Origin of the sequence: Arenimonas sp. MALMAid1274, from assembly GCF_049195245.1 — a bacterium.
Classification (GTDB): domain Bacteria; phylum Pseudomonadota; class Gammaproteobacteria; order Xanthomonadales; family Xanthomonadaceae; genus Arenimonas.
In genome coordinates this window covers 82,981-103,508 of sequence record NZ_JBMIRR010000025.1, presented here as the reverse complement: position 1 = coordinate 103,508, position 20,528 = coordinate 82,981, and the positions used below count along the sequence as shown (strand labels likewise).

Sequence of the window (20,528 nt, the reverse complement as noted above, 5' to 3'; positions counted from 1 at the left end):
GGACTGCTACCATCCCGGCTCCCTCACCACCCGGGCCCGGTGCCCATGCCCCGCCTGTCGCGCTCCACCCCGCCCGAGGATTCGACGGGACCCGCCGCCTCTTTGGTCGACGATGCGCTGGGCGTGGCCCAGCTGTCCATCGACGGCGTGCTGTCGGTGACCGAGCTGGTCGAACACCTGCACGCGGCGATCAGCCAGGGCGCGGCGCTGCCGGCGGGTCCCGGCGCTCCGCGCACGCGCGGCCTGCCGGGCTTCGTCTACGGCCGCGTGCGCGACGTGGTGCGCGGCGTGGGCTGGGGCATCCAGACCGCGCTGACGCCGTTCCGCGGCCGGCTGCGGGTCGATCGGGTCGAGCGCGAACACCTGCGCGCCGCGCTCAACGGCATCAGCGGCGACTGGCTGGCGCGTGCCGGCAATCCGCTGGCGATCCCGATGCGCCTGAAGTTTGATGGCCGCGAGCCCGGCAACCGCATCGCCGTGTTCGTGCACGGCCTGTGCATGCACGACCGCCAGTGGCCGCGCGGCGAGGGCTCGATGCATGCCGCCGCCCGCGACCTGGGCTATACGCCGGTTTACCTGCACTACAACAGCGGGCAGTCGGTGTCGGTGAACGGCGCCGAGTTCTCGCGCCAGCTCGACGCGTTGCTGGCCGACTGGCCGCGCCGCGTGGACAAGCTGGCCGTGGTGGGCCACAGCATGGGCGGACTGGTGACGCGCCAGGCCTGCGCGCACGCCGAAACCGAGGGCGCGACCTGGCTGCAGTCGCTGCGCACCCTGGTGTTCCTGGGCACGCCGCACCGCGGCTCGTCGATCGAGCGCGCGGGCACACAGTTCGATTTCGCGCTGGGCATGAGCCCCTACAGCGAGCCCTTCGCGCGGCTGGGCCGCCGCCGCAGCCTGGGCATCCGCGACCTGGGCCGCGACCATTCCGACGCCGAGCTGCCGCCCGGCGTGGACACCTACGTGGTGGCCGGCAAGCTGGCCGGCCACAACGACGGCCTGGTCAGCGTGCGCAGCGCGCTCGGCCTGCCGGTGCCGGAGGACCGCCAGGTGATCGTGGACGGCGCCGGCCACCTGTCGCTGATGCGGCATCCCGAGGCCGTCGCCACGCTGGAGAGGGCGCTGGCCAGCCGGCGCAGGTGGCGGGCGTGAGTCTGCACGTGTCGCACCGGCTGTCGGTCGCGCCCATGATGGACTGGACCGACCGCCACTGCCGGGTCTTCCATCGCCTGCTCGCGCCCAACGCGCGGCTCTACACCGAGATGGTGCATGCGCAGGCCGTGCTGCATGGTGACCGCGAGCGCCTGCTGGGCTTCGATGCGGTCGAGCATCCGGTGGCGCTGCAGCTGGGCGGCAGCGATCCCGCGCATCTGGCGCAGGCCACGCGCATCGCCGGCGACTGGGGCTACGACGAGGTCAACCTCAACGTCGGCTGCCCGTCCGACCGCGTGCAGGCCGGGCGCTTCGGCGCCTGCCTGATGCGCGAGCCGGCGCTGGTGGCCGAGTGCATCGCCGCGATGGCGGCGGTGTCCTCGGTGCCGGTGACGGTGAAGTGCCGCCTGGGCGTGGACGAGCTGGAGGACTACGAGGTGTTCCGTGCCTTCATCGACACCGTGGCTGCCGCCGGCTGCCCATTGTTCGTGGTGCATGCGCGCAAGGCCTGGCTGCAGGGCCTGAGCCCGAAGGAGAACCGCGAGATCCCGCCGCTGCGCTACGACTGGGTGTATCGCCTCAAGCGCGAACGCCCGGAGCTGGGCATCCTGCTCAACGGGGGCCTGGCCACGGTGGAGGACAGCCTGGCTGCGCTGGACCAGGTGGACGGCGTGATGATCGGCCGCGCCGCCTACCACGAGCCCTATCGGCTGCACCTGATGGACCGGGCCATGTTCGCGCCCGCGCAGGCGCCGCAGTCCCGCAGCGAGCTGCTGCTGGCTTTCCGTCCCTATGTCGAGCAGTGCCGCGCGCGCGGCATCGCGGTCAAGCACCTGACCCGGCACCTGCTGGGCCTGTTCCATGGCCAGCCCGGCGGCCGCGCCTTCCGGCAGGTGCTGAGCGAAGGCGCGCCGCGCCCCGATGCCGGCTGGGATCTGCTGGAGCGCGCGCTGGCCGTCACCGTGCGCCGCGAGGACGCCGCATGATCACCCGCGATCGGGAGGCCTTTGCCGGCCTTGCGCGCAATACCGCGCCCGACTTCGGGCCGTCCTGCGCCAAGGCCGCCTTCCTGGTGGTGCCGGAGGGTTTTGCGCTGGCCGAGCAGTCGGCCAGCGACAACGCCTACATGGACCTGGGCGTGCGCGTGGATCCGGCGCGCGCGCTGGACCAGCACCGCGACCTGCATCGCGCGCTGGCCGGCGTGCTGCCGACCGTCGCCTTCCCCGGCGACCCGGCCACGCCCGATGCGCTGTTCCCGAACAACGTGTTCGGCACCGCCCCGGGCCGCCTGATCCTGGGCCACATGCGGCATCCCGTTCGCCAGCGCGAGGCCGAGCGCGCCGACATCCGCGGCTTCTTCGCGGCCATGGGCTATCGCGAACGGGACCTGCGCGCCCAGCCCGGCATCTGCGAACTGACCGGCGCCCTGGTGATCGACCGCGCCCGTGGCCTGGGCTACGCCGGCCTGGGCGAGCGCTGCGACGAAGCCGGCGCCGCCGCGATGCACGCCGCCTTCGGCCTGCGCGCCACCCTGATGTTCGACCTGGCGGCGGGCGAGTACCACACCAACGTGGTCATGAGCGTGCTGGCGGGCCGGGCCCTGGTGGTCTGCCCGGCCGGCTTCGCCGACCCGGGGGTCGCGTCGGCCATCGCGGCGCTGTACGCGCCGCACGTGCTGGAACTGTCGCCGGACCAGAAGGGCCGCTTCGCCGGCAACTGCATCGCGCTGTCGGACGACCGGGTCTGGATCAGCCAGGCCGGTGCCGACGCCCTGCGGCCCGGCCAGCGTGACGCACTGGCCGAAGCGGGGTTCGCACTGGCCCCGGTGGCGCTGGACGAAATCGAGAAGGCGGGCGGCTCGCTACGCTGCTGTGTGGCGGAAATCTACTGAGGCCTGAACCCGCGCCTGCGCCAAGTGTTTGAAGGCCTTAGGGTTCAGATCGGATTCACCGCCTCCCGCCCAGACTTCGCGGCATGTTCCGGGTAGCCGGAAGCCCCCCTTGGAAGTAGTATCCAGACGATGTTGACCTCCCTTCGCCCCGTGCTGCTGCTGGCCGCGTTCCTCGCGGTGATGCCTGCGCATGCCCAGGAAGAGGAGGCGCCGCGGCCGCGCACCGAGCGCGAGTCCGCCGCCGACCGGGTCCGCCAGGTGGAGCGCGACGGCGGCCGGGTGCTGCAGGCCGAGCCCATGCAGCGCGGTGGCCGCGAGGTCTACCGCCTGAAGGTGCTGACCCCGGAGGGCCGGGTGCGCGTGCTGCACGACAGCCGCGGCCGCGAGCCGCGCCCCGAACGCACCCAGCGTCTGGACTCGGCGCGCCAGAGCCCGATGCTGCGTGGCCGCAATTCCCAGGACCGCTCCGCGCCGCCGCCCCCGGCCGCCGAGCGCCCGATGCCGCGTCGCGACGAAGGCGGCCGCGGTGGCCGCAACGATCGCGACTGAACTCCCGGCCCGCGAGGGCCGGTCCCCTGTCGAAAGGAGACGACATGCGCGTACTGCTGGTCGAGGATGAAGCTCCACTGCGGGAAACCCTGGCCGCGCGGCTCAAGCGCGAAGGGTTCGCCGTGGATACCGCCGGTGACGGCGAAGAAGGCCTGTACCACGGCCGCGAAGTGCCGTTCGACATCGCCGTGATCGACCTGGGCCTGCCCAAGATGTCGGGCATGGACCTGGTGAAGGCGCTGCGCGCCGAAGGCCAGAAGTTCCCGATCCTGATCCTGACCGCGCGCTCGAGCTGGCAGGACAAGGTCGAAGGCCTCAAGTCCGGCGCCGACGACTACCTGGTCAAGCCCTTCCACGTCGAGGAACTGCTGGCGCGCCTCAACGCGCTGCTGCGCCGCGCCGCCGGCTGGAGCAAGCCCACGCTCGACTGCGGCCCGGTCAAGCTGGACCTCTCGGCCCAGACGGTGACCGTCAACGGCAGCGGCGTCGACCTGACCAGCTACGAGTACAAGGTGCTGGAGTACCTGATGCTGCACGCGGGCGAGCTGGTGTCCAAGGCCGACCTGACCGAGCACATCTACCAGCAGGACTTCGACCGCGACTCCAACGTGCTGGAAGTCTTCATCGGCCGCCTGCGCAAGAAGCTGGACCCGGAAGGCGAGATCAAGCCGATCGAGACCGTGCGCGGCCGCGGCTACCGCTTCGCCATCCCGCGCGACGAGTAAAGCCGGGTGCGCGGCTGGCGCACCCTTTCGCTGCAGGCCCGGCAGCTGCTGGCGGCCAGCCTGGCGCTGGTGGCCTTCCTGGCCTTCACCGGCTATGCGCTGGACCGTGCCTTCGTGGACACGGCCCAGAACGCGCTGCGCGAGCGCCTGGCCAACCTGGCCCTGGGCTACATCTACGGCAGCGAGATCGACCGCAGCGGCGCCTTCATCCCGCCCGAGCCGCCGCTGGACGTGCGTTTCATGGTGCCCAAGAGCGGCCTGTACGCCAGCGTGCGCGGCGACAACCTGCGCTGGAATTCGGCCTCGTCCTTCGGCCGCTCGCTGCCGCCGCTGGAAATGCTCGAACAGGGCGAGCGTCGCTTCGAGGGTCCGCTGAGCATCGTCGACGGCCGCGGCACCGAGAACAGCGTCTACGCCTACTCGATCGGCGTGGTCTGGGAATCGAGCCAGGACACGCCGCTGACCATCAGCGTGTTCGAGGACGCCGGCCAGATCCAGGACCAGGTCAATGTGTTCCGGCGCGCGCTGTGGGGCTACCTCGGCTTCGCGGCGGTGGTGCTGGTGCTGGTGCAGATCCTGGTGCTGCGCTGGAGCCTGCTGCCGCTGCGCAACGTGGAGCGCGAGCTGGCGCGCGTGCGCCAGGGTGAAAGCCTGCGACTGTCCGGCGCCCACCCGCGCGAGCTGGAGTCGATCACCGAATCCATCAACAGCCTGATCGAAAGCGAACGCAGCCACCTCGAGCGCAGCCGCAACACGCTTTCGGACCTGGCGCACAGCCTGAAGACGCCGCTGGCCGTGCTGCGCTCGCGGCTCGACGCCGACGCCAGCCACGACGAGCTGCGCCGCGACGTCGCCGGCCAGGTGCAGCGCATGAACGAGATCGTGTCCTACCAGCTCTCGCGCGCCGCACGCAGCGGCCATGCGCTGTACTCGGCGCCGATCGAGATCGAGCCGCGCGCCGAGGAAATCGTCGCCGGCCTGGAAAAGGTCTACGTCGCGCGCGGCGTGCTGTGCGAGTTCGACATCGACAGCGCCGCGCGCTTCCATGGCGAGCTGGGCGACCTGCAGGAACTGCTGGGCAACCTGCTGGAAAACGCCTTCAAGTGGGCCAACAAGCGCGTGCTGCTGAGCGTGAAGGTCGAGACCGCGCCGGCCAACCGCCGCCCCGGCACCGTCATCACCGTGGACGACGACGGCCCCGGCATCCCGCCCGAGAAGGTCGAACTGCTGCTGCAGCGCGGCGTGCGCGGCGACGAGCGCGTGCAGGGCCATGGCATCGGCCTGTCCATCGTGCAGGACATCGTCACGGCCTATCGCGGTGAACTCAGCGTGGGCCAGGCCACCGAACTGGGCGGCGCGCGCTTCCGGGTGCGGTTCCCGCCGGCGTTCTGAATCGGCCCGCTCAGGCGGGCGCGGGGATCGGCGACGCGCCGTACAGACGCTGCAGGTGCGCGGCCACCGCAGGCATTTCGCGCTGCAGCAGGTCCGGTGCCGAGAAATGGTATTCGGTGGCGACCGCGAAGAATTCTTCCGGGGCCTCGGCGGCGTAGGCATCGATCGGCGTGTCTTCGCCTGCGTCCACGCGCGCGCAAAAAGCTTCGTACGCCGCCTGGAAATCGCGCGCCCAGTCGCGCTGCCAGGCCGCGGGCAGCGGCGGCGTGCCGTCCATCGCGCCGTCCAGCGCATCGAGCTTGTGCGCCATCTCGTGGGCGACCAGCTGGAAGCCCGCCTCGGGTTCGGCCAGGTCGGCCTCCACGTCGTCCCAGGACAGCACCAGCGGGCCCTGTTCCCAGGATTCGCCGGCCAGTTCCTCGTGCCATTCCGCCACCACGCCGGTGCCGTCGTCGTGGTGCTGGCGATGCACGCGGAAGGCGCCGGGGTAGACGATCACCTGGGACCAGCCGCGCAGGCCTTCGGCGCCGAATTCCAGCAGGGGCAGGCAGGCGAGGGCGGCCAGGCGCCGGCGCTGGGTCGCATCCAGCGCCAGGCCGTGCACCGGGGTGATGGTCTTGCCGGCCTGGAACAGCGCCACCAGGTCGAACAGTCGGGCCAGTCGCGCGGGCTCGAGCCGCTGCAGCCAGGGCAGGTCGGCCAACAGCGCGCGGGCATCGTCCCCGGCCAGCTCGGGCGGGGTGCTGCGGAAGCGTCGGAAGAGGGATTTCATGCCCGCAGGGTGCGGGCGCGGCGCGGACGAGGCAAGTCTGGCCGGAGGCCTGGCCTCAGCGGAACATGCCCGGCAGCAGGCTCTGCCAGCGCGGCGTGCCGCGGGCGCTGGTGCTGCGCGGACGCACCGGGGCCGGCGCGCCCGGGCGCGCGGTGCTGCTGGTGCCTTCGCCGTTGGCGGCCGGCTTTCCCGCGGCCGGCTCGGACTTGGGGCAGGCCTCGGATTCGGATTCCACCGGCACCGCCTCGGCGGCCTGGCTGCCGGTGGCGAACAGGGCAAGGCTGAGGACAAGCAGCATGCGGTACATGGCGGACACCTGCGGTGGGAGTTACCCAAGGGATGCCATCCGGCCCCCGAAGGTTGCAAGGCGGATTCTAACGCCGAATCGGCAAGCCGCGTCCGGACTTTGATGATGCGCCGCAGCATGGCGGCCGCCGCGGCTTCGGGCAGACTCCGGCAGCCCATGAATGTCGCCTTTCTAGACCTGCCGCGCCCGCTGATCCGCGGCCCCGCGCTGCGCCGCGCCCTGATCGCCGGGGCCCGGCGGGTGATCGCCCAGCGCGAGACCCTCAACAAGATCAACGTGTTCCCGGTGCCCGACGGCGACACGGGGAGCAACCTGGCCTTCACCCTGGGCGGCGTGTTGACCGGCGCGCTGAGCCGGCGCACGCAGGGCGCGGGTGACCTGCTGCGGCGCGTGGGCGAGGACGCGGTGGACGGTGCGCGCGGCAACTCCGGCGCGATCCTGGCGCAGTTCCTCACCGGCGTGGCCGAAGCCGCGGGACCGGTGCGCGCGCTGGAACCCGAGGCCTTGGCGCGCGCGGTGCGGGCCGGCGCCGACTCCGCGCGCCAGGCCCTGTCCGAGCCGCGCGAAGGCACCATCCTCAGCGTGATCACCGCCTTTGCCGAGGCGCTGGAACAGCGCAGCGCCGGCGACCTGGGCGGCTGGTTCCGCCGTGCGCTCGAACACAGCCGGCGCGCCTTGGCCAATACGCCCAACCAGCTGCCGGTGCTGGCGCGCGCAGGCGTGGTGGATGCGGGCGCGCAGGGCTTCGTGGACCTGCTCGAGGGCATCGACGACTTCATTTCGTCCGGCGCCGTGGATGCGGTCGGCGTGGCGGACGAACTGCCTGCCGACGTCGAGGCCGCGCAGGCCCACGGCGAACTGGGCGAGGGCGACCCGGCGCACCGCTGGTGCAGCGAATGCCTGCTGGTGGGCGAGGCCCTGGACAAGCCCGGCCTGCGCGCCGCGATGACGGCGCTGGGCGCGTCCTGCGTGGTGATCGCGGGCAGCCAGACCCGCCTGCGCCTGCACGCGCACGTGGCCGACCCGCGCGCGCTGTTCGAAACCGCGGCGCGCTTTGGCCACGTCGATGGCGCCAAGGCCGACGACATGCACGCGCAGGCGCGCACCGCCGCCGGTGCGGTCGGCGTGGCCGTGATCACCGACAGCGCCGCCGACCTGCCCGAAGCGGAGATGCAGCGCTACAACATCCACATGGTGCCGGCGCGCGTGAACTTCGGCGACCAGGACTACTTGGACAAGGTCGGGCTGTCGACCGCCGAGTTCTATCGCCGGCTGCGCACCGAGGCCGTGCTGCCGCGGACCAGCCAGCCGCCGCCGGGGGATTTCCGCCGGCAGTTCGAATTCCTGCTTTCGCATCACCGCGCGCTGGTCTACGTCGGACTGTCGCGGGCGGTGTCGGGCACGCTGCAGTCGGCGGAAACCGCGGCCCAGCGTGGCCATCCGGAGCGCACGCACGTGTTCGACACCGGCAACGCGTCGGGCGGCGAAGGCCTGCTGGCGCTGCGCGCCGGCGAAATGGCCGTGGCCGGCGCCGACGTGCCGGAGATCCTGACCGAACTGGCGCGGCTCAAGCCGCTGACCCTGACCTGGGCGCTGGCCCGCGACATCCGCCACGCCGTGCGCGGCGGACGCCTGCCGGCCTGGGCGCAGCCGGTGGTGGAATGGCTGGGGCTGACGCCGATCGCGAAAGTGAAGCCGGCCGGTCGCCTGGGCATGGCCGGGGGGCTGTTCGGAAAGACCCGTGTGGCCGAACGCTTCGCCGCCTACGTCGCCGCGCGCACGCCGCGTGGCAAACGCTGGCGACTGGTGGTGGGCCACTGCGACGCGCTGGCCGATGGCCAGGTGCTGCTGTCGGCGCTGCAGTCGCGGCTCGACATCGCCCAGGGCTGGCTGGTGGAAACCGGTCCGGCCATCGGCGCACACGCAGGCCCCGGTGCGCTGGTGGTGTCGCTGCAGCCGCTGGACTGACGGCCGCGGCCGCGCGGGCCATAATGCCGGCATGACCGCCGCGCTGTTCCTCCTGATCGCCTACCTGCTCGGCTCGCTCTCGGGCAGCCTGCTGCTCGGGCGGCTGCGTGGCGTGGACATCCGCACCCTGGGCAGCGGCAACGCCGGCGGCACCAATGCGCTGCGCACGCAGGGCTGGAAGTTCGCGCTGGGCACGGTGCTGGTGGACGTGGGCAAGGGCGTGCTGGCCGTGTGGCTGGCGCAGGCCTACGGCGGCGGCGCCGCCTGGCTGCCCTACGCCGCGGGACTGGCGGCCGTGGTCGGCCACGTGTGGCCGGTCTTCCATGGTTTCCGCGGCGGCAAGGGCGCGGGCACCCTGGTCGGTGCGCTGCTGGTGCTGTGGCCGCTGGCGGTGCTGGTGCTGATCGCCACCTGGCTGCTGGTGCTGAGCATCGGCGGTTACGTCGGGCTTTCGACCGTGCTGGCCGCGGTGTCGCTGGTGCCGCTGGCCGTGCTCACGGCGGCCGATGACACGCGGCTGGTGTTCTCGGTGGTGCTGGCGCTGTTCATCGCCTTCACCCATCGCGGCAATCTCGCGCGCCTTCGCGCGGGCACCGAGCCGCGCTTCGAACGCGCGCGGATCTGGTCGCGCCTGCGCCGAGGCGCGGCGTGAGCGAGCGCGCGCTGCTGCAACGGCTGGCCGCCGGCCCCGCCACCGGCGCGGAACTGGCGCGCGACTTCGGCCTCACCCGTGGCGGCGTGTGGAAGCGCATCCAGTCGCTGCGGGCGATGGGCGTGGACGTGCAGGCGCGGCCTGGCCGAGGTTATGCGCTGGCGCAGCCCCTGTCCTTGCTGGATGCCGATACGCTGCGTACGCAGCTGGCAGGCGACGCGCGGGCCGAACTGGCGGGCCTGGAGCTCGTGTTCGAAACCGACTCCACCAATGCACTGGCCCTGCGTGCGCCGGTGCCTGATCGCGGCAGCTTCGCGTGGCTGGCTGAGCGCCAGACCGCGGGCTGCGGGCGTCGTGGCCGCGCTTGGGCCTCGCCGCTGGCGGCGCATGTTTACCTGTCGCTGGCGCGTCGCTTCGACGGGGGCGTGTCGGCGCTGCAGGGGCTCAGCCTGGCGGTCGGCGTGACGGTGGCTGAAGCCCTGCATGGCCTGGGCTATGCCCAGGTCGGGGTGAAGTGGCCCAACGACCTGCTGGCCGAGGGACGCAAGCTCGGCGGCATCCTGGTGGAAATCGGCGGCGAGGCCTCCGGCCCGCTGCGCGTGGTGGTGGGCCTGGGCATCAATGTCGCGATGCCGACCGCGGCGGCGCGCGACATCGACCAGCCGTGGTGCGACCTGGCGGCGCTGTCGCCGGTGCCGCCGTCGCGGCAGGACGTGTGCGTGGCCCTGCTCGATGCGCTGCTGCCGATGCTGGCGCGTTTCGAACGCGAGGGCCTGGCCGCGTTCCTGGATGCGTGGGCGCGCCACGACCTGCTCGCGGGCCGCGCGGTGCGCGTGACCGATGCCGGCCGCGACTATGAAGGGGTGGCGCGGGGCATCCGTGCCGACGGCGCGCTGCGCGTGCAACTGTCCGACGGCGAGCGGTGTTTCCACGCCGGCGAAGCCAGCCTGCGGGCCGCATGAACTGGCTGCTCGACCTCGGCAATTCCCGGCTAAAGGTCGCGTCCTGGCGCGAAGGCGCGGGCCTGGGCGAGGTGCAGGCCTGGACCCACGGCGCCGCGGATTTCGCGCCGTCGATGCAGCGCTGGCTGGCTGGCGTCGCGCCCGGCGATCGCTGCTGGCTGGCCTCGGTGGCCGGCTCGGAGCTGACGGCGGCGGTGGCCGAGGCGCTGGCCAGCCATGGCAATGCGGCCACGCGTGCACGCACGCAGCCGGAGTGCGCCGGTGTGCGCATCGCCTATGCCGAACCCGCGCGCCTGGGCGTGGATCGTTTCCTGGGCCTGCTGGCGGCGCAGGCGCGCGGCGAAGGCCCGTGGCTGATCGTGTCGGCCGGCAGTGCGCTCACCGTCGACCTGCTCGACGGCGCCGGTCAGCATCGCGGCGGCGTCATTGCGCCCAGCCCCGAACACATGCGCGCGGCGCTGGCGGCGCGCTTTCCCGCGCTGGCCTTCGCTGGCGGCGAAGCCAGCGACTTCGCCACCGACACGGCCGACGCCCTGGCCAGCGGCAGCCTCGGCGCGGCGATGGGCCTGGTCGAGCGCAGCCATCGCCAGGCGGTGCGCCTGCTCGGCCGCGCGCCGCGGCTGTTGGTCAGCGGCGGTGGCGGCGCGCGCCTGGTGGAAAATCTCGAACTGGATTATCAACTCGCACCCTCGCTGGTGCTGGAAGGCCTGTCGGTTTACGCGGCGCAGGCCGGGAGTGGAACGGCATGATCGTGCGTGGCCTGGTGGTGTTGCTGGTGTGCCTGAACCTGGGCGTGGCCGCGTGGTGGGCGCTGCATCGCGCGCCGCCGCCGCCCGCGCCGCCGACGGTGGAGCAGGGCGTGGGCAACCTGGTGCTGCTGGGCGAAGCCGAGCCCGCACCCACGCCCGAGCAGATGGACGTGGGCGCGGTGCCGGTGCCACTGCCCGAGGCCCCCGCCTGCCTCACGCTGGGCCCCTTCGGCACGCCCGCCGAGCTGCGCGCGGCGATGGGCGCGCTGACGCCGCGGGTGGCACGCATCCAGTTCCGCGAAGTGGCGGGCACGCAGCTGCGCGGCTATCGCGTCTATCTGCCGGCCGCGCCCAGCCGCGAAGTGGCGCTGGCCACCGCACGCCAGCTAGCCGGCCGCGGCGTCAGCGACTACTACGTGGTCACCGCCGGCGCGCAGGAAAACACGGTGTCGCTGGGCCAGTTCCGTGACCTGGCCAATGCCGAGAAACGGCGCGACGAACTCGGCGCATTGGGCTTCCAGGCCGTGCTGGAACCGCGCACCGAAGACGCCGCGCAGTGGTGGATCGACCTGGCCGCCGATCCGGGGCTGGACTGGCAAAGCCTGTTGCCGCGTCCGGACGGCATCCAGGCGCGCGACGTGCCCTGCCAGTGAGGCCCGGGCCATCCGCCTCGGGTGCGGGTTAGAATCGCGGTCCATGCCGGCATAGCTCAGTTGGTAGAGCAACCGCCTTGTAAGCGGTAGGTCCCCAGTTCGAATCCGGGTGCCGGCACCAGATTAGGACGCCGCGTCGACAGTGCTGGCAATCGCCGGTGGATTGCGCTCCTATGGGCCTGCCCGGCCACCGGGCGGGGGGTGCGATGAAGCGGATGCGACAGCGGGGCAGGCAGCTTGCCTGTGGCGCCACGCGGGGCTGGTTGCCCCTGGCGGCGCTGTTGCTGGTGGGCCTGTGCGCCGTGCTGGCCGCGCGCTGGCGCTTTCCCGAGGTGGACTGGCTGACCCTGGTGGAAGTCGTGCTCGCGGGCACGTTCGTGGCGGTCTCGGTGCGGCTGTTCTCACTCGCGCGCCAGCGTGCCACCGAGGCCGGGGAGGCGGGCCGCCGGCTGCAGGCGGCGTCGGAAGAAAACGAGCGCACCCGCCTGGCGCTGGCGGCCGCGGAGCGTGAGCTCAGCGACATCTTCGAAAGCATCAGCGACGCCTTCTACACGCTCGATCGCGAGTGGCGCTTCGTGCTGCTCAATCCCCGCGCCGAGCAGCTGATGCAGCGGGCGCGCGGCGAGCTGCGCGGCCAGGTGGTCTGGGACGCGTTTCCGGAGGTGCGCGGATCGGAGATCGAGCGCCACTTCCGCACCGCCGTCGCCGAGAACCGCACCGTGCAGTTCGAGGTGCATTTCCCGCCGCTGGCGACCTGGTTCAATGTCCGCGCCTTTCCGCATCCCAACGGTCTGGCGGTCTACTTCCAGGACGTGGGCGACCGCAAGCGGGTGGAGCTGCAGCTGCAGGCGGCCCAGGCCACGTCCGAGCGCGCGCAGCGCCTGGCGCGGCTGGGAGCCTGGGAGTACGACTTCGGTACCGGCGAGCTGCGCTGGTCGGACGACGTGCTGCGCATCTTCGGCATGGACCGGTCGCAGCTGGCGCGGGGCTTGCCTGCCCTGCTCGAGCGGGTCCATCCCGAAGACCGGGACAAATTGATGCAGGCCCAGCGCAGCCTGAGGGCCGGCGGCGAGGACAGCCAGCTCGACTACCGGGTGGTGCTGGCCGACGGCGAAACCCGCCACGTGCGCGAAATCGGCACCCGGGTCACGGACGGGAACGGCACCGTGGTCGCCGTGGCCGGCGCCATCCAGGACATCACCGAAAGCCAGCGTGCCGAGGCGGCGCTGCGCCAGATCACGTCCCGCCTGGAGGCCGCGCTGGCACTGAACCGGCTGGTGATGGACAACTCGCTGGACATCATCTGCGCGATGGACATGAACGGCCGGTTCTCGCAGGTGAGTGCCGCCTGCCAGCCGATCTGGGGCTATGCGCCCCAGTTCCTGATCGGGCGCGCCTACCTGGACTTCCTGCACCCCGACGACCGCGGCGAAAGCCTGCGCGCGGCCGCCGAGATCCGCGCCGGCCACCCCACCCTCGACTTCCGCAACCGCTTCATCACCGCCTCCGGACAGGTGCGCACGATGCAGTGGTCTTCGGTGTGGTCGCCGCGCGACCGGCTGATGTTCGCGGTCGCCCGCGACGTCACCGATTCGCAGCAGCAGTCGCGGGCCCTGGTGGAGGCCAAGGAGAGCCTGATGCGCGCCCAGGCAGTGTCGCGGCTGGGCGCGTGGGAGCTGGACGTGGCCAGCGGACGCCTGCACTGGTCGGAACGCGTGCACGAGATCTTCCGGGTGGGCCCGGAGGAATTCTCCGGAAGGCTCGACGCGTTCACCGACCGCGTGCATCCCGAGGACCTGGAGGCCTTGCTGGCCAGCCAGGCCCGTACGCTCGCTGGCGAGGGCGATCTCGACCTGGAGCACCGCATCCTGCTTCCGGACGGCGGCATCGGCTACGTGCATGAGCGCGCGCGCCTGCTGCGCGACGAACTGGGGCGGCCCTGGCTGCTGTCGGGCACGGTGCAGGACGTCACCGAACGGCGCCAGCAGGAGGTCCTGCTGCGCGAGAGCGAACAGCGCCTGCGCACCATCGTCGATTCGGCGCTGGACGGCATCGTGTCCATGTCGGGCGACGGGCGGATCGTGGAATTCAACCCGGCCGCGGAGCGCATCTTCGGCTGCCGCCGCGACGCGGTGGTGGGACAGCTGCTGGCGGACGTGATCGTGCCCGAGCGGCTGCGCGAGGCGCATGCCGCCGGCCTGCGCCGCTACCTGGCCACCGGCCGCGCGCAGGTGATGCAGCGCCGGCTGCAGATGCCGGCCCTGCGGGCCGATGGCACCGAGCTGCTGGTGGAGCTCGCGATCACGCGCCTGGGCGAGGCCGAACCGGTCGTGTTCACGGGATTCGTGCGCGACATCACCGAGTCGCGCCGTGCCGAGGCGCTGGAAGCCGGCCAGCGTGCCATCCTGGCAGGCATCGCCGCGCGCCGGCCGCTGGCCGAAAGCCTGAGCGACATCACACTGCTTTACGAGCAGGCTTACCCGGACGCGCTGTGCTCGATCCTGCTGCTCGATGAGGCCGGGCAACGGCTGTTGCTGGGGGCCGCGCCCAGCCTGCCAGCGGAGTTCAGCGCGGCGATCCATGGCGCGGAAATCGGCCACGGCGTCGGCTCCTGCGGCACGGCGGCGTGGCGGGGCGAGCGTGTCGTGGTCAGCGACATCGCCGGCGATCCCCTGTGGCGGGACTACGCCGCACTGGCGGCACAGCACGACCTGCGCGCGTGCTGGTCCGTGCCCGTGAAGCGCGGCGACGGGCGCGTCCTGGCTACCTTCGCCACCTACTACCGCGGCGTCCGGGAACCGACCGTGTCCGAGCTGCTGGCCATGGATACGCTGGGTTCGATCACCGCGATGGCGATCGAGCAGGCGCACGCGTACCAGGCGCTGGCCGATGCCCGCGACGCCGCCGAAAACAGCAGCCGCCAGCTGCGCCGGCTGAGCCAGGCGGCGATCGCGGTGAACCGCAACCTGGGTGACGCCGGCCTCTACCAGCAGCTGGTGGACCAGCTTCGGGAAACCCTGGGCAGCCACCTGGCCGTCGTCAGCCTGAACGTGGATGGCAGCCACGCCCAGCAGATCCACGCGGTGTCGCTGTCGGAAAAGTACGCCGCATGGAAGGACTACACCACGCCCTCCGACGGCAGCGGCATCTACGCGCTGGTCTGCGAGACCAACCAGGCGATGCGCCTGGACCAGGCCGAGCTGGAGGCGCACCCGCGCTGGCGCGGCTACGGTCCGCACGCGGCAGGCCATCCGCCGCTGCGGGGCTGGCTGGCGGTGCCGTTGATCGCCAGCGACGGCCGCAACCTGGGCCTGCTGCAGCTGAGCGACAAGGACAGCGGCGACTTCACCGAGGACGACGAGCAGGTGGCCGTGCAGTTCGCGCAGATGGCTTCCATCGCCATCGAGCGCGCGGCGCTGATGCAGCGCCTGGCCGTGCGCGACCGGTTTTTCGACATGTCGCTGGAGGTGTTCGTCATCTTCGACCCGGTGCGGATGCGCTGGGTGCAGGTCAACGCCGCCCTGGAGAACATCACCGGCTACTCGGCGCAGGAGCTGTGCTCGCGCGATTTCCTGGAGTTCGTGCATCCCGACGACCGCGCCGCCAATGCCGAACGCGCGCGGCGGCTGCGGGAGGGCCTGCCCGTGGCCCCTTCCAACCTCAACCGTTACCTGCGCCGCGGCGGCGGGATCCGCTGGCTGGAGTGGGTGTCCGTGCGGTCGCCGGACGGCCTGGTGTACGGCGTGGCGCGCGACGTCACCGATCGCCGGCAGGCGGAGCTTGCGCTGCGCCAGTCCCTGGCCGAGCTCGACAGCCGCAACCGGGAGCTGCAGGATTTCGCTTTCATCGCCTCGCACGACCTGCAGGAGCCGCTGCGCAAGATCCGCGCCTTCTCCGACCGGCTGCAGCAGCGTTACGCCGCGCAGCTGCCACCCGAGGCGCGCGATTACCTGGACCGCTCCGGCAAGGCGGCGTCGCGCATGCAGACGCTGATCGACGACCTGCTGGCCTATTCGCGGGTCGCGCGCGGAAACGCCTTCGTGCCGGTGGACCTCAATGCCCTGCTGGCCACGGTGCTGGAAGACCTGGAGGCGCGGCTGGAGTCCAGCGGCGGGCGCGTGCAGGCGGGCGACCTGCCCACGCTGGACGGCGATGCCAGCCAGCTGCGGCAACTGTTCCAGAACCTTCTGTCCAACGCCCTCAAGTTCCGCAGCCGGGAGCGTCCGCCCCTTGTCACGCTCGACGCGTTGCCGGTTTCTGTGGACGGCATCCCGGCCTGGGAAATCCGGATCGCGGACAATGGCATCGGCTTCGACCCCCGGCATGCCGACCGCATCTTCGGGCCCTTCCAGCGCCTGCATGGGCGGCAGGACTACGAGGGCACGGGCATCGGGCTGGCGATCGTGCGTCGCATCGCCGAACGACACGGCGGCTCGGTGACTGCCGAAGGCAGGCCCGGAGAGGGCGCTGTCTTCCGGCTGGTGTTGCCGCAACATCCCCCTGCGGAGGCGGAATCCGTCTCGGCGGCACCCCCTGGCCCGGTTTCCGGCCGCGGATTGGAGTAACGTCAGGCATGGCCATGGTTTCGTCCGCAGACAGCGCCCGCAGGCTGGTCACCATCCTGGTGGCCGAGGACGACGCCGATGACCGGCTGATGACGGCCGAAGCCTTCCGCGAATGCCGGCTGGACAACCCGATCCAGTTCGTGGCCGACGGCGAAGCGCTGATGGACTATCTGCACCATCGCGGCCCCTACGCCGACCCCGACGCCCACCCCCTGCCCGGCGTCATCCTGCTCGACCTCAACATGCCGCGCATGGACGGCCGCGAGGCCTTGCGCGAAATCAAGTCCAATGCCCGTTTCAGCGACATCCCGGTGGTCATCCTCACCACCTCTAAAGCCGAAGAGGACGTCGCCATGTGCTATCGCAACCGCGCCAACTCCTTCATCACCAAGCCCGTCACCTATGCCGCACTGATCGACGTGGTCAGGACCCTGGGCAAGTACTGGCTGCAGATCGTGGACCTGCCGGCACGCGGCGCGGGAACCCAGGCATGACCGCCGCGCACCTGCGCGTGCTGGTGGTGGACGACGACGAAGAAGACTTCCTGATCCTGCGCGACCTGCTCGCCGACTTCCCGACGCAGGCGTTCACGCTGGAATGGGTACCGACGCTGGCGGACGGCATCCGCCACCTTCGCGCCGGCCTGCACGACGTCTACCTGGTGGACTACCTGCTCGGACCCGACAACGGCATGGACCTGGTGCGGCTGGCGGTCGCCGAGGGCAGCGCGCACCGTCCGGTGATCATGCTCACCGGCCACGGCAGCGCCGAAGTGGACCGCGAGGCGCTGGATGCCGGCGCGGCCGACTACCTGGTCAAGGGCAACATCGACGGCGAGAAGCTGGCGCGGTCGCTGCGTTACGCGGCCGAGCGGGCCCGGCACGTGGGCGAGCTGGAAGAAAGCAAGCAGCGCTACCGCCTGCTGTTCGACAGCAATCCCTTCCCGTCCTGGGTGTATGACATCCAGACCCTGCGCTTCGTCACCGTGAACGCGGCCATGGTCGCCACCTACGGCTACGGGCGCGAGGAGCTGATGGACGGCATGACCGTGGCCGACATCCGCACGCCCCAGGACCGCGAGCGGCTGGTGGCGGCCCTGGAAAGCTGGGGCAACCGCGAGGGCTACGCCGGCACCTGGCAGCACCGGCGCAAGGACGGCAGCCTGCTGTGGGCCGACATCACCACCCACGCCCTGCAGCTCGACGGGCGCGCCTGCCGGCTGGTGATCGCCAACGACGTGACCGCGAAACGGGCCACCGGCGAACGCCTGCTGCTGCTGCAGCGGGCGGTTGAATCCAGCGTCAACAGCATCGTGATCACCGACAACAAGGCGCCCGACCAGCCGATCATCTACGTCAACCCGGCCTTCGAACAGATGACCGGCTACAGCGCGGCGGAGGCGGTGGGGCGCAACTGCCGGTTCCTGCAGTTCGAAGGCACCGACCAACGCGAGCTCGACATCGTGCGCGCGGCGCTGCGCGACGAGGTGGACTGCAACGTGATCCTGTGCAACCAGCGCAAGGACGGCGCGCCCTTCTGGAACCACCTGCACCTCTCGCCGGTGCGCGACGACGCCGGCCAGGTGATCAACTACGTGGGCGTGCAGAGCGACCTGACCGAGCGGCATCGCGTGGAGGCCGAGCTGGCCTTCACCAGCAGCCACGATCCGCTCACGGGTCTGCCGCGCTACCAGGCGATGGAGGCCGCGCTGGGCGAGATGCTGGCGGACGGCGCCGGTCCGGTGACCATGCTCTACATCGACATCGACCGGTTCCACGCCATCAACGAATCCATGGGGCACCTGGTCGGCGACGAGGCGCTGCACATCCTGGCCGAACGCATGTGCCAGGCGCTGGGCGACTGCGGGAAGCTGTCGCGCTTCGCCGGCGACGAATTCGTCACCGTGCGCCATGGCCTGGACCGGCCGCAGGCGCTGGCGCTGGCCGAGGCCGTCCGCGCGCGGGTGGCCGAGCCGATCGAGGGCGATGGCTATCGGCTGTACCTCACCGCCAGCGTCGGCATCAGCCGCTCGCCGGAACACGGCGACACCGGCCTGGACCTGCTGCGCCGCGCGGAGGCGGCCATGACGCGCGCCAAGCGCCAGGGTCGCGACCAGGTCTGCGAATTCTCCGCCGACCAGATGCACGAGCTCGAAGACCGGCTGGTGCTGGGTGGGCGCCTGCGCCGGGCGATCGGCCGCGGTGAGCTGTCGCTGCACTACCAACCGCAGCTGGATGCCGCCAGCCGCCGCGTCACCGGGTTCGAGGCGCTGGTGCGCTAGACCAGCCCGGACATGGGGCCGGTACCGCCGGGGCGCTTCATTCCGATCGCCGAGACCATGGGCCTGATGCCCGAGGTCGGCGACTGGGTGCTCAACGAGGCTTGCCGGCAGCTCAGGCTCTGGCTCGACCGGGGCTACGACGACGTCACCGTGGCCATCAATTTTTCGGCCCAGCAGCTGCAGCGGCCCGACGTGTGCGAACACATCCGCCAGGCGCTGGCGCGACATGGCGTGCCGGCGCACATGCTGGAGATCGAGCTCACCGAAAGCTCGCTGATGGAGAACGTGGAGCGCGTGCAGGACCGCCTGGCCGAGCTCAAGGCCCTGGGCCTGAAGCTGTCGCTGGACGACTTCGGCACCGGGTACTCCAGCCTGTCCTACCTGCGGCATTTTTCGCTGGACAAGCTCAAGATCGACCGCAGCTTCGTCAAGGAACTTCCGCACAACGCCAACGACGGGGTGCTGGCCCGCACCATCGTGGCCATGGCCCACCAGCTGCGGATGGTGGTCGCGGCCGAAGGCGTGGAGACCGCGGAGCAGGCCACCTTCCTCAGCGGGATCGGCTGCGACGAGCTGCAGGGCTACCATTTCGGGCGGCCGGTACCGGCGGAAGACATCGACCGGCTGCTGGCCGCGCGTTGACGGGCGGCTTATCCTGCCCGTCCCTGTCTTGTCTCCGAGTATCGCCATGAGCAAGTCCACTTCCCCGATCGCGCTGATCGGCGCGCCCACCGACATCGGCGCCGGCCACCGCGGCGCCTCCATGGGACCCGAAGCGCTGCGCGTGGCCGGACTGGCCGAGGCCCTGCGCGACCGCGGGCTTACCGTGCACGACACCGGCAACCTGCTCGGGCCCTTCAATCCCTGGCAGCCGCCGCACGACGGCTACCGGCACCTGGACCAGGTGGTGGCCTGGAACCGGCTGGTGATGGACGCGATGTACGCGCAGCTGCAGCAGGGCCACCTGCCGGTGCTGCTGGGCGGCGACCATTGCCTGGGCGTGGGCAGCATCACCGCCGTGGCGCGCTGGTGTCGCGAGAACGGCAAGAAGCTGCGCGTGCTGTGGCTGGACGCGCACGCCGACTTCAACACCAGTGACGTGACGCCCTCGGGCAACGTGCACGGCATGCCGGTGGCCTGTCTGTGCGGCCTGGGTCCGCAGCCGTTGACCCACCTGGGCGGCAGCTCGCCGGCGGTGCAGCCGGCGCAGATCCGGCAGATCGGCATCCGCTCGGTGGACCAGGGCGAGAAGCGCCTGATCAAGGAATACGGGCTGGACGTCTACGACATGCGCTACATCGACGAGATCGGCATGAAGCGGGCGATGGAGGAAGCGCTGGAGGGCGTGGACGCCGACACCCACGTGCACGTGAGCTTCGACGTGGACTTCCTGGATCCGGCGATCGCTCCCGGCGTGGGCACCACCGTGCCCGGTGGACCCAACTACCGCGAGGCCCAGCTGGTGATGGAAATGATCGCCGACACCGGGCGCCTGGGCTCGCTGGACATCGTCGAGCTCAACCCGGCCTTCGACGACCACAACCGCACCGGATTGCTGGCGGTGGACCTGGTGGAAAGCCTGTTCGGCAAGTCCACCCTGATGCGGGACTGAGCCGCTGCCGGGCCGGACCCATTGACAGGCGCCGGGCGGGGCATAGACTCAGCTCACCTACCGAGGAGATCCCGATGAACCGCAACCGCCTGATCCTGCTTGCCCTGCTCTCCGCGTTCGTCCTGTCCGCCTGCAACACCGTCGCCGGCGTCGGCGAGGATGTCCAGAAGGCCGGCGAAGTGGTCGAAGAGACCGCCGAAGACGCCAAGAACTGAGTTTCACCCCTGGGGTGAACGAAAAGGCCGGGCGGCGACGTCCGGCCTTTCTGTTTGGAGCCTGCGTGGCGGGCGCCGCGCAG

19 protein-coding genes and 1 tRNA gene are annotated in these 20,528 nt (G+C 71.4%); 18 read left to right on the top strand and 2 right to left on the bottom strand.

The features are described from left to right. Positions 1–45 precede the first annotated feature (45 nt). From ACOQFR_RS05335 to ACOQFR_RS05310, 6 genes are all read left to right on the top strand, one after another. Positions 46–1,152, top strand: coding sequence for an alpha/beta fold hydrolase (locus ACOQFR_RS05335; RefSeq protein WP_421379342.1), 1,107 nt, complete (start codon positions 46–48; stop codon positions 1,150–1,152). Further along, entirely contained in the window at positions 1,149–2,138 is a 990-nt protein-coding gene (gene dusA / locus ACOQFR_RS05330; protein WP_421379340.1) for a tRNA dihydrouridine(20/20a) synthase DusA, read from the top strand. The genes ACOQFR_RS05335 and dusA overlap by 4 nt, the downstream gene beginning before the upstream one ends. Further along, a complete protein-coding gene (locus ACOQFR_RS05325; RefSeq protein ID WP_421379337.1) occupies positions 2,135–3,043 on the top strand; it encodes an arginine deiminase-related protein in 909 nt (302 codons plus the stop codon). Before dusA ends, ACOQFR_RS05325 begins: the two co-directional genes overlap by 4 nt. 129 nt (positions 3,044–3,172) lie before the next feature. After that, complete coding sequence (locus tag ACOQFR_RS05320) at positions 3,173–3,592, top strand: hypothetical protein (RefSeq protein WP_421379335.1); 420 nt, start codon at positions 3,173–3,175, stop codon at positions 3,590–3,592. A 44-nt stretch (positions 3,593–3,636) separates the two neighbouring features. Then, positions 3,637–4,317, top strand: a complete 681-nt coding sequence (locus tag ACOQFR_RS05315) for a response regulator transcription factor (protein WP_139448769.1) — start codon at positions 3,637–3,639, stop codon at positions 4,315–4,317. Positions 4,318–4,323: 6 nt separating this feature from the next. Beyond that, entirely contained in the window at positions 4,324–5,709 is a 1,386-nt protein-coding gene (locus ACOQFR_RS05310; protein WP_421379333.1) for an ATP-binding protein, read from the top strand. Positions 5,710–5,719: 10 nt separating this feature from the next. On the opposite strand, the gene ACOQFR_RS05305 is transcribed toward ACOQFR_RS05310, so the two are convergent. Both ACOQFR_RS05305 and ACOQFR_RS05300 read right to left on the bottom strand, forming a co-directional pair. Then, positions 5,720–6,481 (bottom strand): zinc-dependent peptidase, encoded by a 762-nt coding sequence (locus ACOQFR_RS05305; RefSeq protein ID WP_421379332.1) that lies wholly within the window; start codon positions 6,479–6,481, stop codon positions 5,720–5,722. A gap of 55 nt (positions 6,482–6,536) precedes the next feature. Continuing rightward, on the bottom strand, positions 6,537–6,788 hold the full coding sequence (locus ACOQFR_RS05300) for a hypothetical protein (protein WP_421379330.1): 252 nt from the start codon (positions 6,786–6,788) through the stop codon (positions 6,537–6,539). Between the two features lie 156 nt (positions 6,789–6,944). Here ACOQFR_RS05300 and ACOQFR_RS05295 point away from each other — a divergent pair, with 156 nt between their 5' ends. From ACOQFR_RS05295 to ACOQFR_RS05240, 12 genes are all read left to right on the top strand, one after another. Then, positions 6,945–8,756, top strand: a complete 1,812-nt coding sequence (locus ACOQFR_RS05295; protein WP_421379328.1) for a DegV family protein — start codon at positions 6,945–6,947, stop codon at positions 8,754–8,756. Positions 8,757–8,787: 31 nt separating this feature from the next. Then, on the top strand, positions 8,788–9,408 hold the full coding sequence (plsY, locus tag ACOQFR_RS05290; protein WP_421379326.1) for a glycerol-3-phosphate 1-O-acyltransferase PlsY: 621 nt from the start codon (positions 8,788–8,790) through the stop codon (positions 9,406–9,408). Then, positions 9,405–10,370, top strand: a complete 966-nt coding sequence (gene birA, locus ACOQFR_RS05285) for a bifunctional biotin--[acetyl-CoA-carboxylase] ligase/biotin operon repressor BirA (protein ID WP_421379324.1) — start codon at positions 9,405–9,407, stop codon at positions 10,368–10,370. The genes plsY and birA overlap by 4 nt, the downstream gene beginning before the upstream one ends. Beyond that, positions 10,367–11,119 (top strand): type III pantothenate kinase, encoded by a 753-nt coding sequence (locus ACOQFR_RS05280; protein WP_421379322.1) that lies wholly within the window; start codon positions 10,367–10,369, stop codon positions 11,117–11,119. The genes birA and ACOQFR_RS05280 overlap by 4 nt, the downstream gene beginning before the upstream one ends. Continuing rightward, entirely contained in the window at positions 11,116–11,772 is a 657-nt protein-coding gene (locus tag ACOQFR_RS05275) for an SPOR domain-containing protein (protein WP_421379320.1), read from the top strand. Before ACOQFR_RS05280 ends, ACOQFR_RS05275 begins: the two co-directional genes overlap by 4 nt. 45 nt (positions 11,773–11,817) lie before the next feature. Then, positions 11,818–11,893: transfer RNA gene (locus ACOQFR_RS05270), tRNA-Thr, on the top strand. Between the two features lie 85 nt (positions 11,894–11,978). After that, positions 11,979–16,337, top strand: coding sequence for a PAS domain S-box protein (locus ACOQFR_RS05265; RefSeq protein ID WP_421379318.1), 4,359 nt, complete (start codon positions 11,979–11,981; stop codon positions 16,335–16,337). A gap of 14 nt (positions 16,338–16,351) precedes the next feature. Beyond that, positions 16,352–16,831, top strand: a complete 480-nt coding sequence (locus tag ACOQFR_RS05260; protein ID WP_421379316.1) for a response regulator — start codon at positions 16,352–16,354, stop codon at positions 16,829–16,831. Continuing rightward, positions 16,828–18,618, top strand: coding sequence for a PAS domain S-box protein (locus ACOQFR_RS05255; RefSeq protein WP_421379314.1), 1,791 nt, complete (start codon positions 16,828–16,830; stop codon positions 18,616–18,618). Before ACOQFR_RS05260 ends, ACOQFR_RS05255 begins: the two co-directional genes overlap by 4 nt. A gap of 12 nt (positions 18,619–18,630) precedes the next feature. Continuing rightward, positions 18,631–19,260 (top strand): putative bifunctional diguanylate cyclase/phosphodiesterase, encoded by a 630-nt coding sequence (locus tag ACOQFR_RS05250; protein ID WP_421379312.1) that lies wholly within the window; start codon positions 18,631–18,633, stop codon positions 19,258–19,260. A gap of 46 nt (positions 19,261–19,306) precedes the next feature. Beyond that, on the top strand, positions 19,307–20,230 hold the full coding sequence (gene rocF / locus ACOQFR_RS05245; protein WP_421379310.1) for an arginase: 924 nt from the start codon (positions 19,307–19,309) through the stop codon (positions 20,228–20,230). A 74-nt stretch (positions 20,231–20,304) separates the two neighbouring features. Further along, complete coding sequence (locus ACOQFR_RS05240; RefSeq protein WP_421379308.1) at positions 20,305–20,445, top strand: entericidin A/B family lipoprotein; 141 nt, start codon at positions 20,305–20,307, stop codon at positions 20,443–20,445. Positions 20,446–20,528 lie beyond the last annotated feature (83 nt).

Bases quoted from the DNA above. Each gene is read 5' to 3' on its own strand.
- ACOQFR_RS05335 (WP_421379342.1), top strand. From the start codon at position 46: ATGCCCCGCCTGTCGCGCTCCACCCCGCCCGAGGATTCGACGGGACCC.
- ACOQFR_RS05325 (WP_421379337.1), top strand. From the start codon at position 2,135: ATGATCACCCGCGATCGGGAGGCCTTTGCCGGCCTTGCGCGCAATACC.
- ACOQFR_RS05320 (WP_421379335.1), top strand. From the start codon at position 3,173: ATGTTGACCTCCCTTCGCCCCGTGCTGCTGCTGGCCGCGTTCCTCGCG.
- ACOQFR_RS05315 (WP_139448769.1), top strand. From the start codon at position 3,637: ATGCGCGTACTGCTGGTCGAGGATGAAGCTCCACTGCGGGAAACCCTG.
- ACOQFR_RS05305 (WP_421379332.1), bottom strand. From the start codon at position 6,481: ATGAAATCCCTCTTCCGACGCTTCCGCAGCACCCCGCCCGAGCTGGCC.
- ACOQFR_RS05300 (WP_421379330.1), bottom strand. From the start codon at position 6,788: ATGTACCGCATGCTGCTTGTCCTCAGCCTTGCCCTGTTCGCCACCGGC.
- ACOQFR_RS05295 (WP_421379328.1), top strand. From the start codon at position 6,945: ATGAATGTCGCCTTTCTAGACCTGCCGCGCCCGCTGATCCGCGGCCCC.
- plsY (WP_421379326.1), top strand. From the start codon at position 8,788: ATGACCGCCGCGCTGTTCCTCCTGATCGCCTACCTGCTCGGCTCGCTC.
- ACOQFR_RS05280 (WP_421379322.1), top strand. From the start codon at position 10,367: ATGAACTGGCTGCTCGACCTCGGCAATTCCCGGCTAAAGGTCGCGTCC.
- ACOQFR_RS05275 (WP_421379320.1), top strand. From the start codon at position 11,116: ATGATCGTGCGTGGCCTGGTGGTGTTGCTGGTGTGCCTGAACCTGGGC.
- ACOQFR_RS05265 (WP_421379318.1), top strand. From the start codon at position 11,979: ATGAAGCGGATGCGACAGCGGGGCAGGCAGCTTGCCTGTGGCGCCACG.
- ACOQFR_RS05260 (WP_421379316.1), top strand. From the start codon at position 16,352: ATGGTTTCGTCCGCAGACAGCGCCCGCAGGCTGGTCACCATCCTGGTG.
- ACOQFR_RS05255 (WP_421379314.1), top strand. From the start codon at position 16,828: ATGACCGCCGCGCACCTGCGCGTGCTGGTGGTGGACGACGACGAAGAA.
- ACOQFR_RS05250 (WP_421379312.1), top strand. From the start codon at position 18,631: ATGGGGCCGGTACCGCCGGGGCGCTTCATTCCGATCGCCGAGACCATG.
- rocF (WP_421379310.1), top strand. From the start codon at position 19,307: ATGAGCAAGTCCACTTCCCCGATCGCGCTGATCGGCGCGCCCACCGAC.
- ACOQFR_RS05240 (WP_421379308.1), top strand. From the start codon at position 20,305: ATGAACCGCAACCGCCTGATCCTGCTTGCCCTGCTCTCCGCGTTCGTC.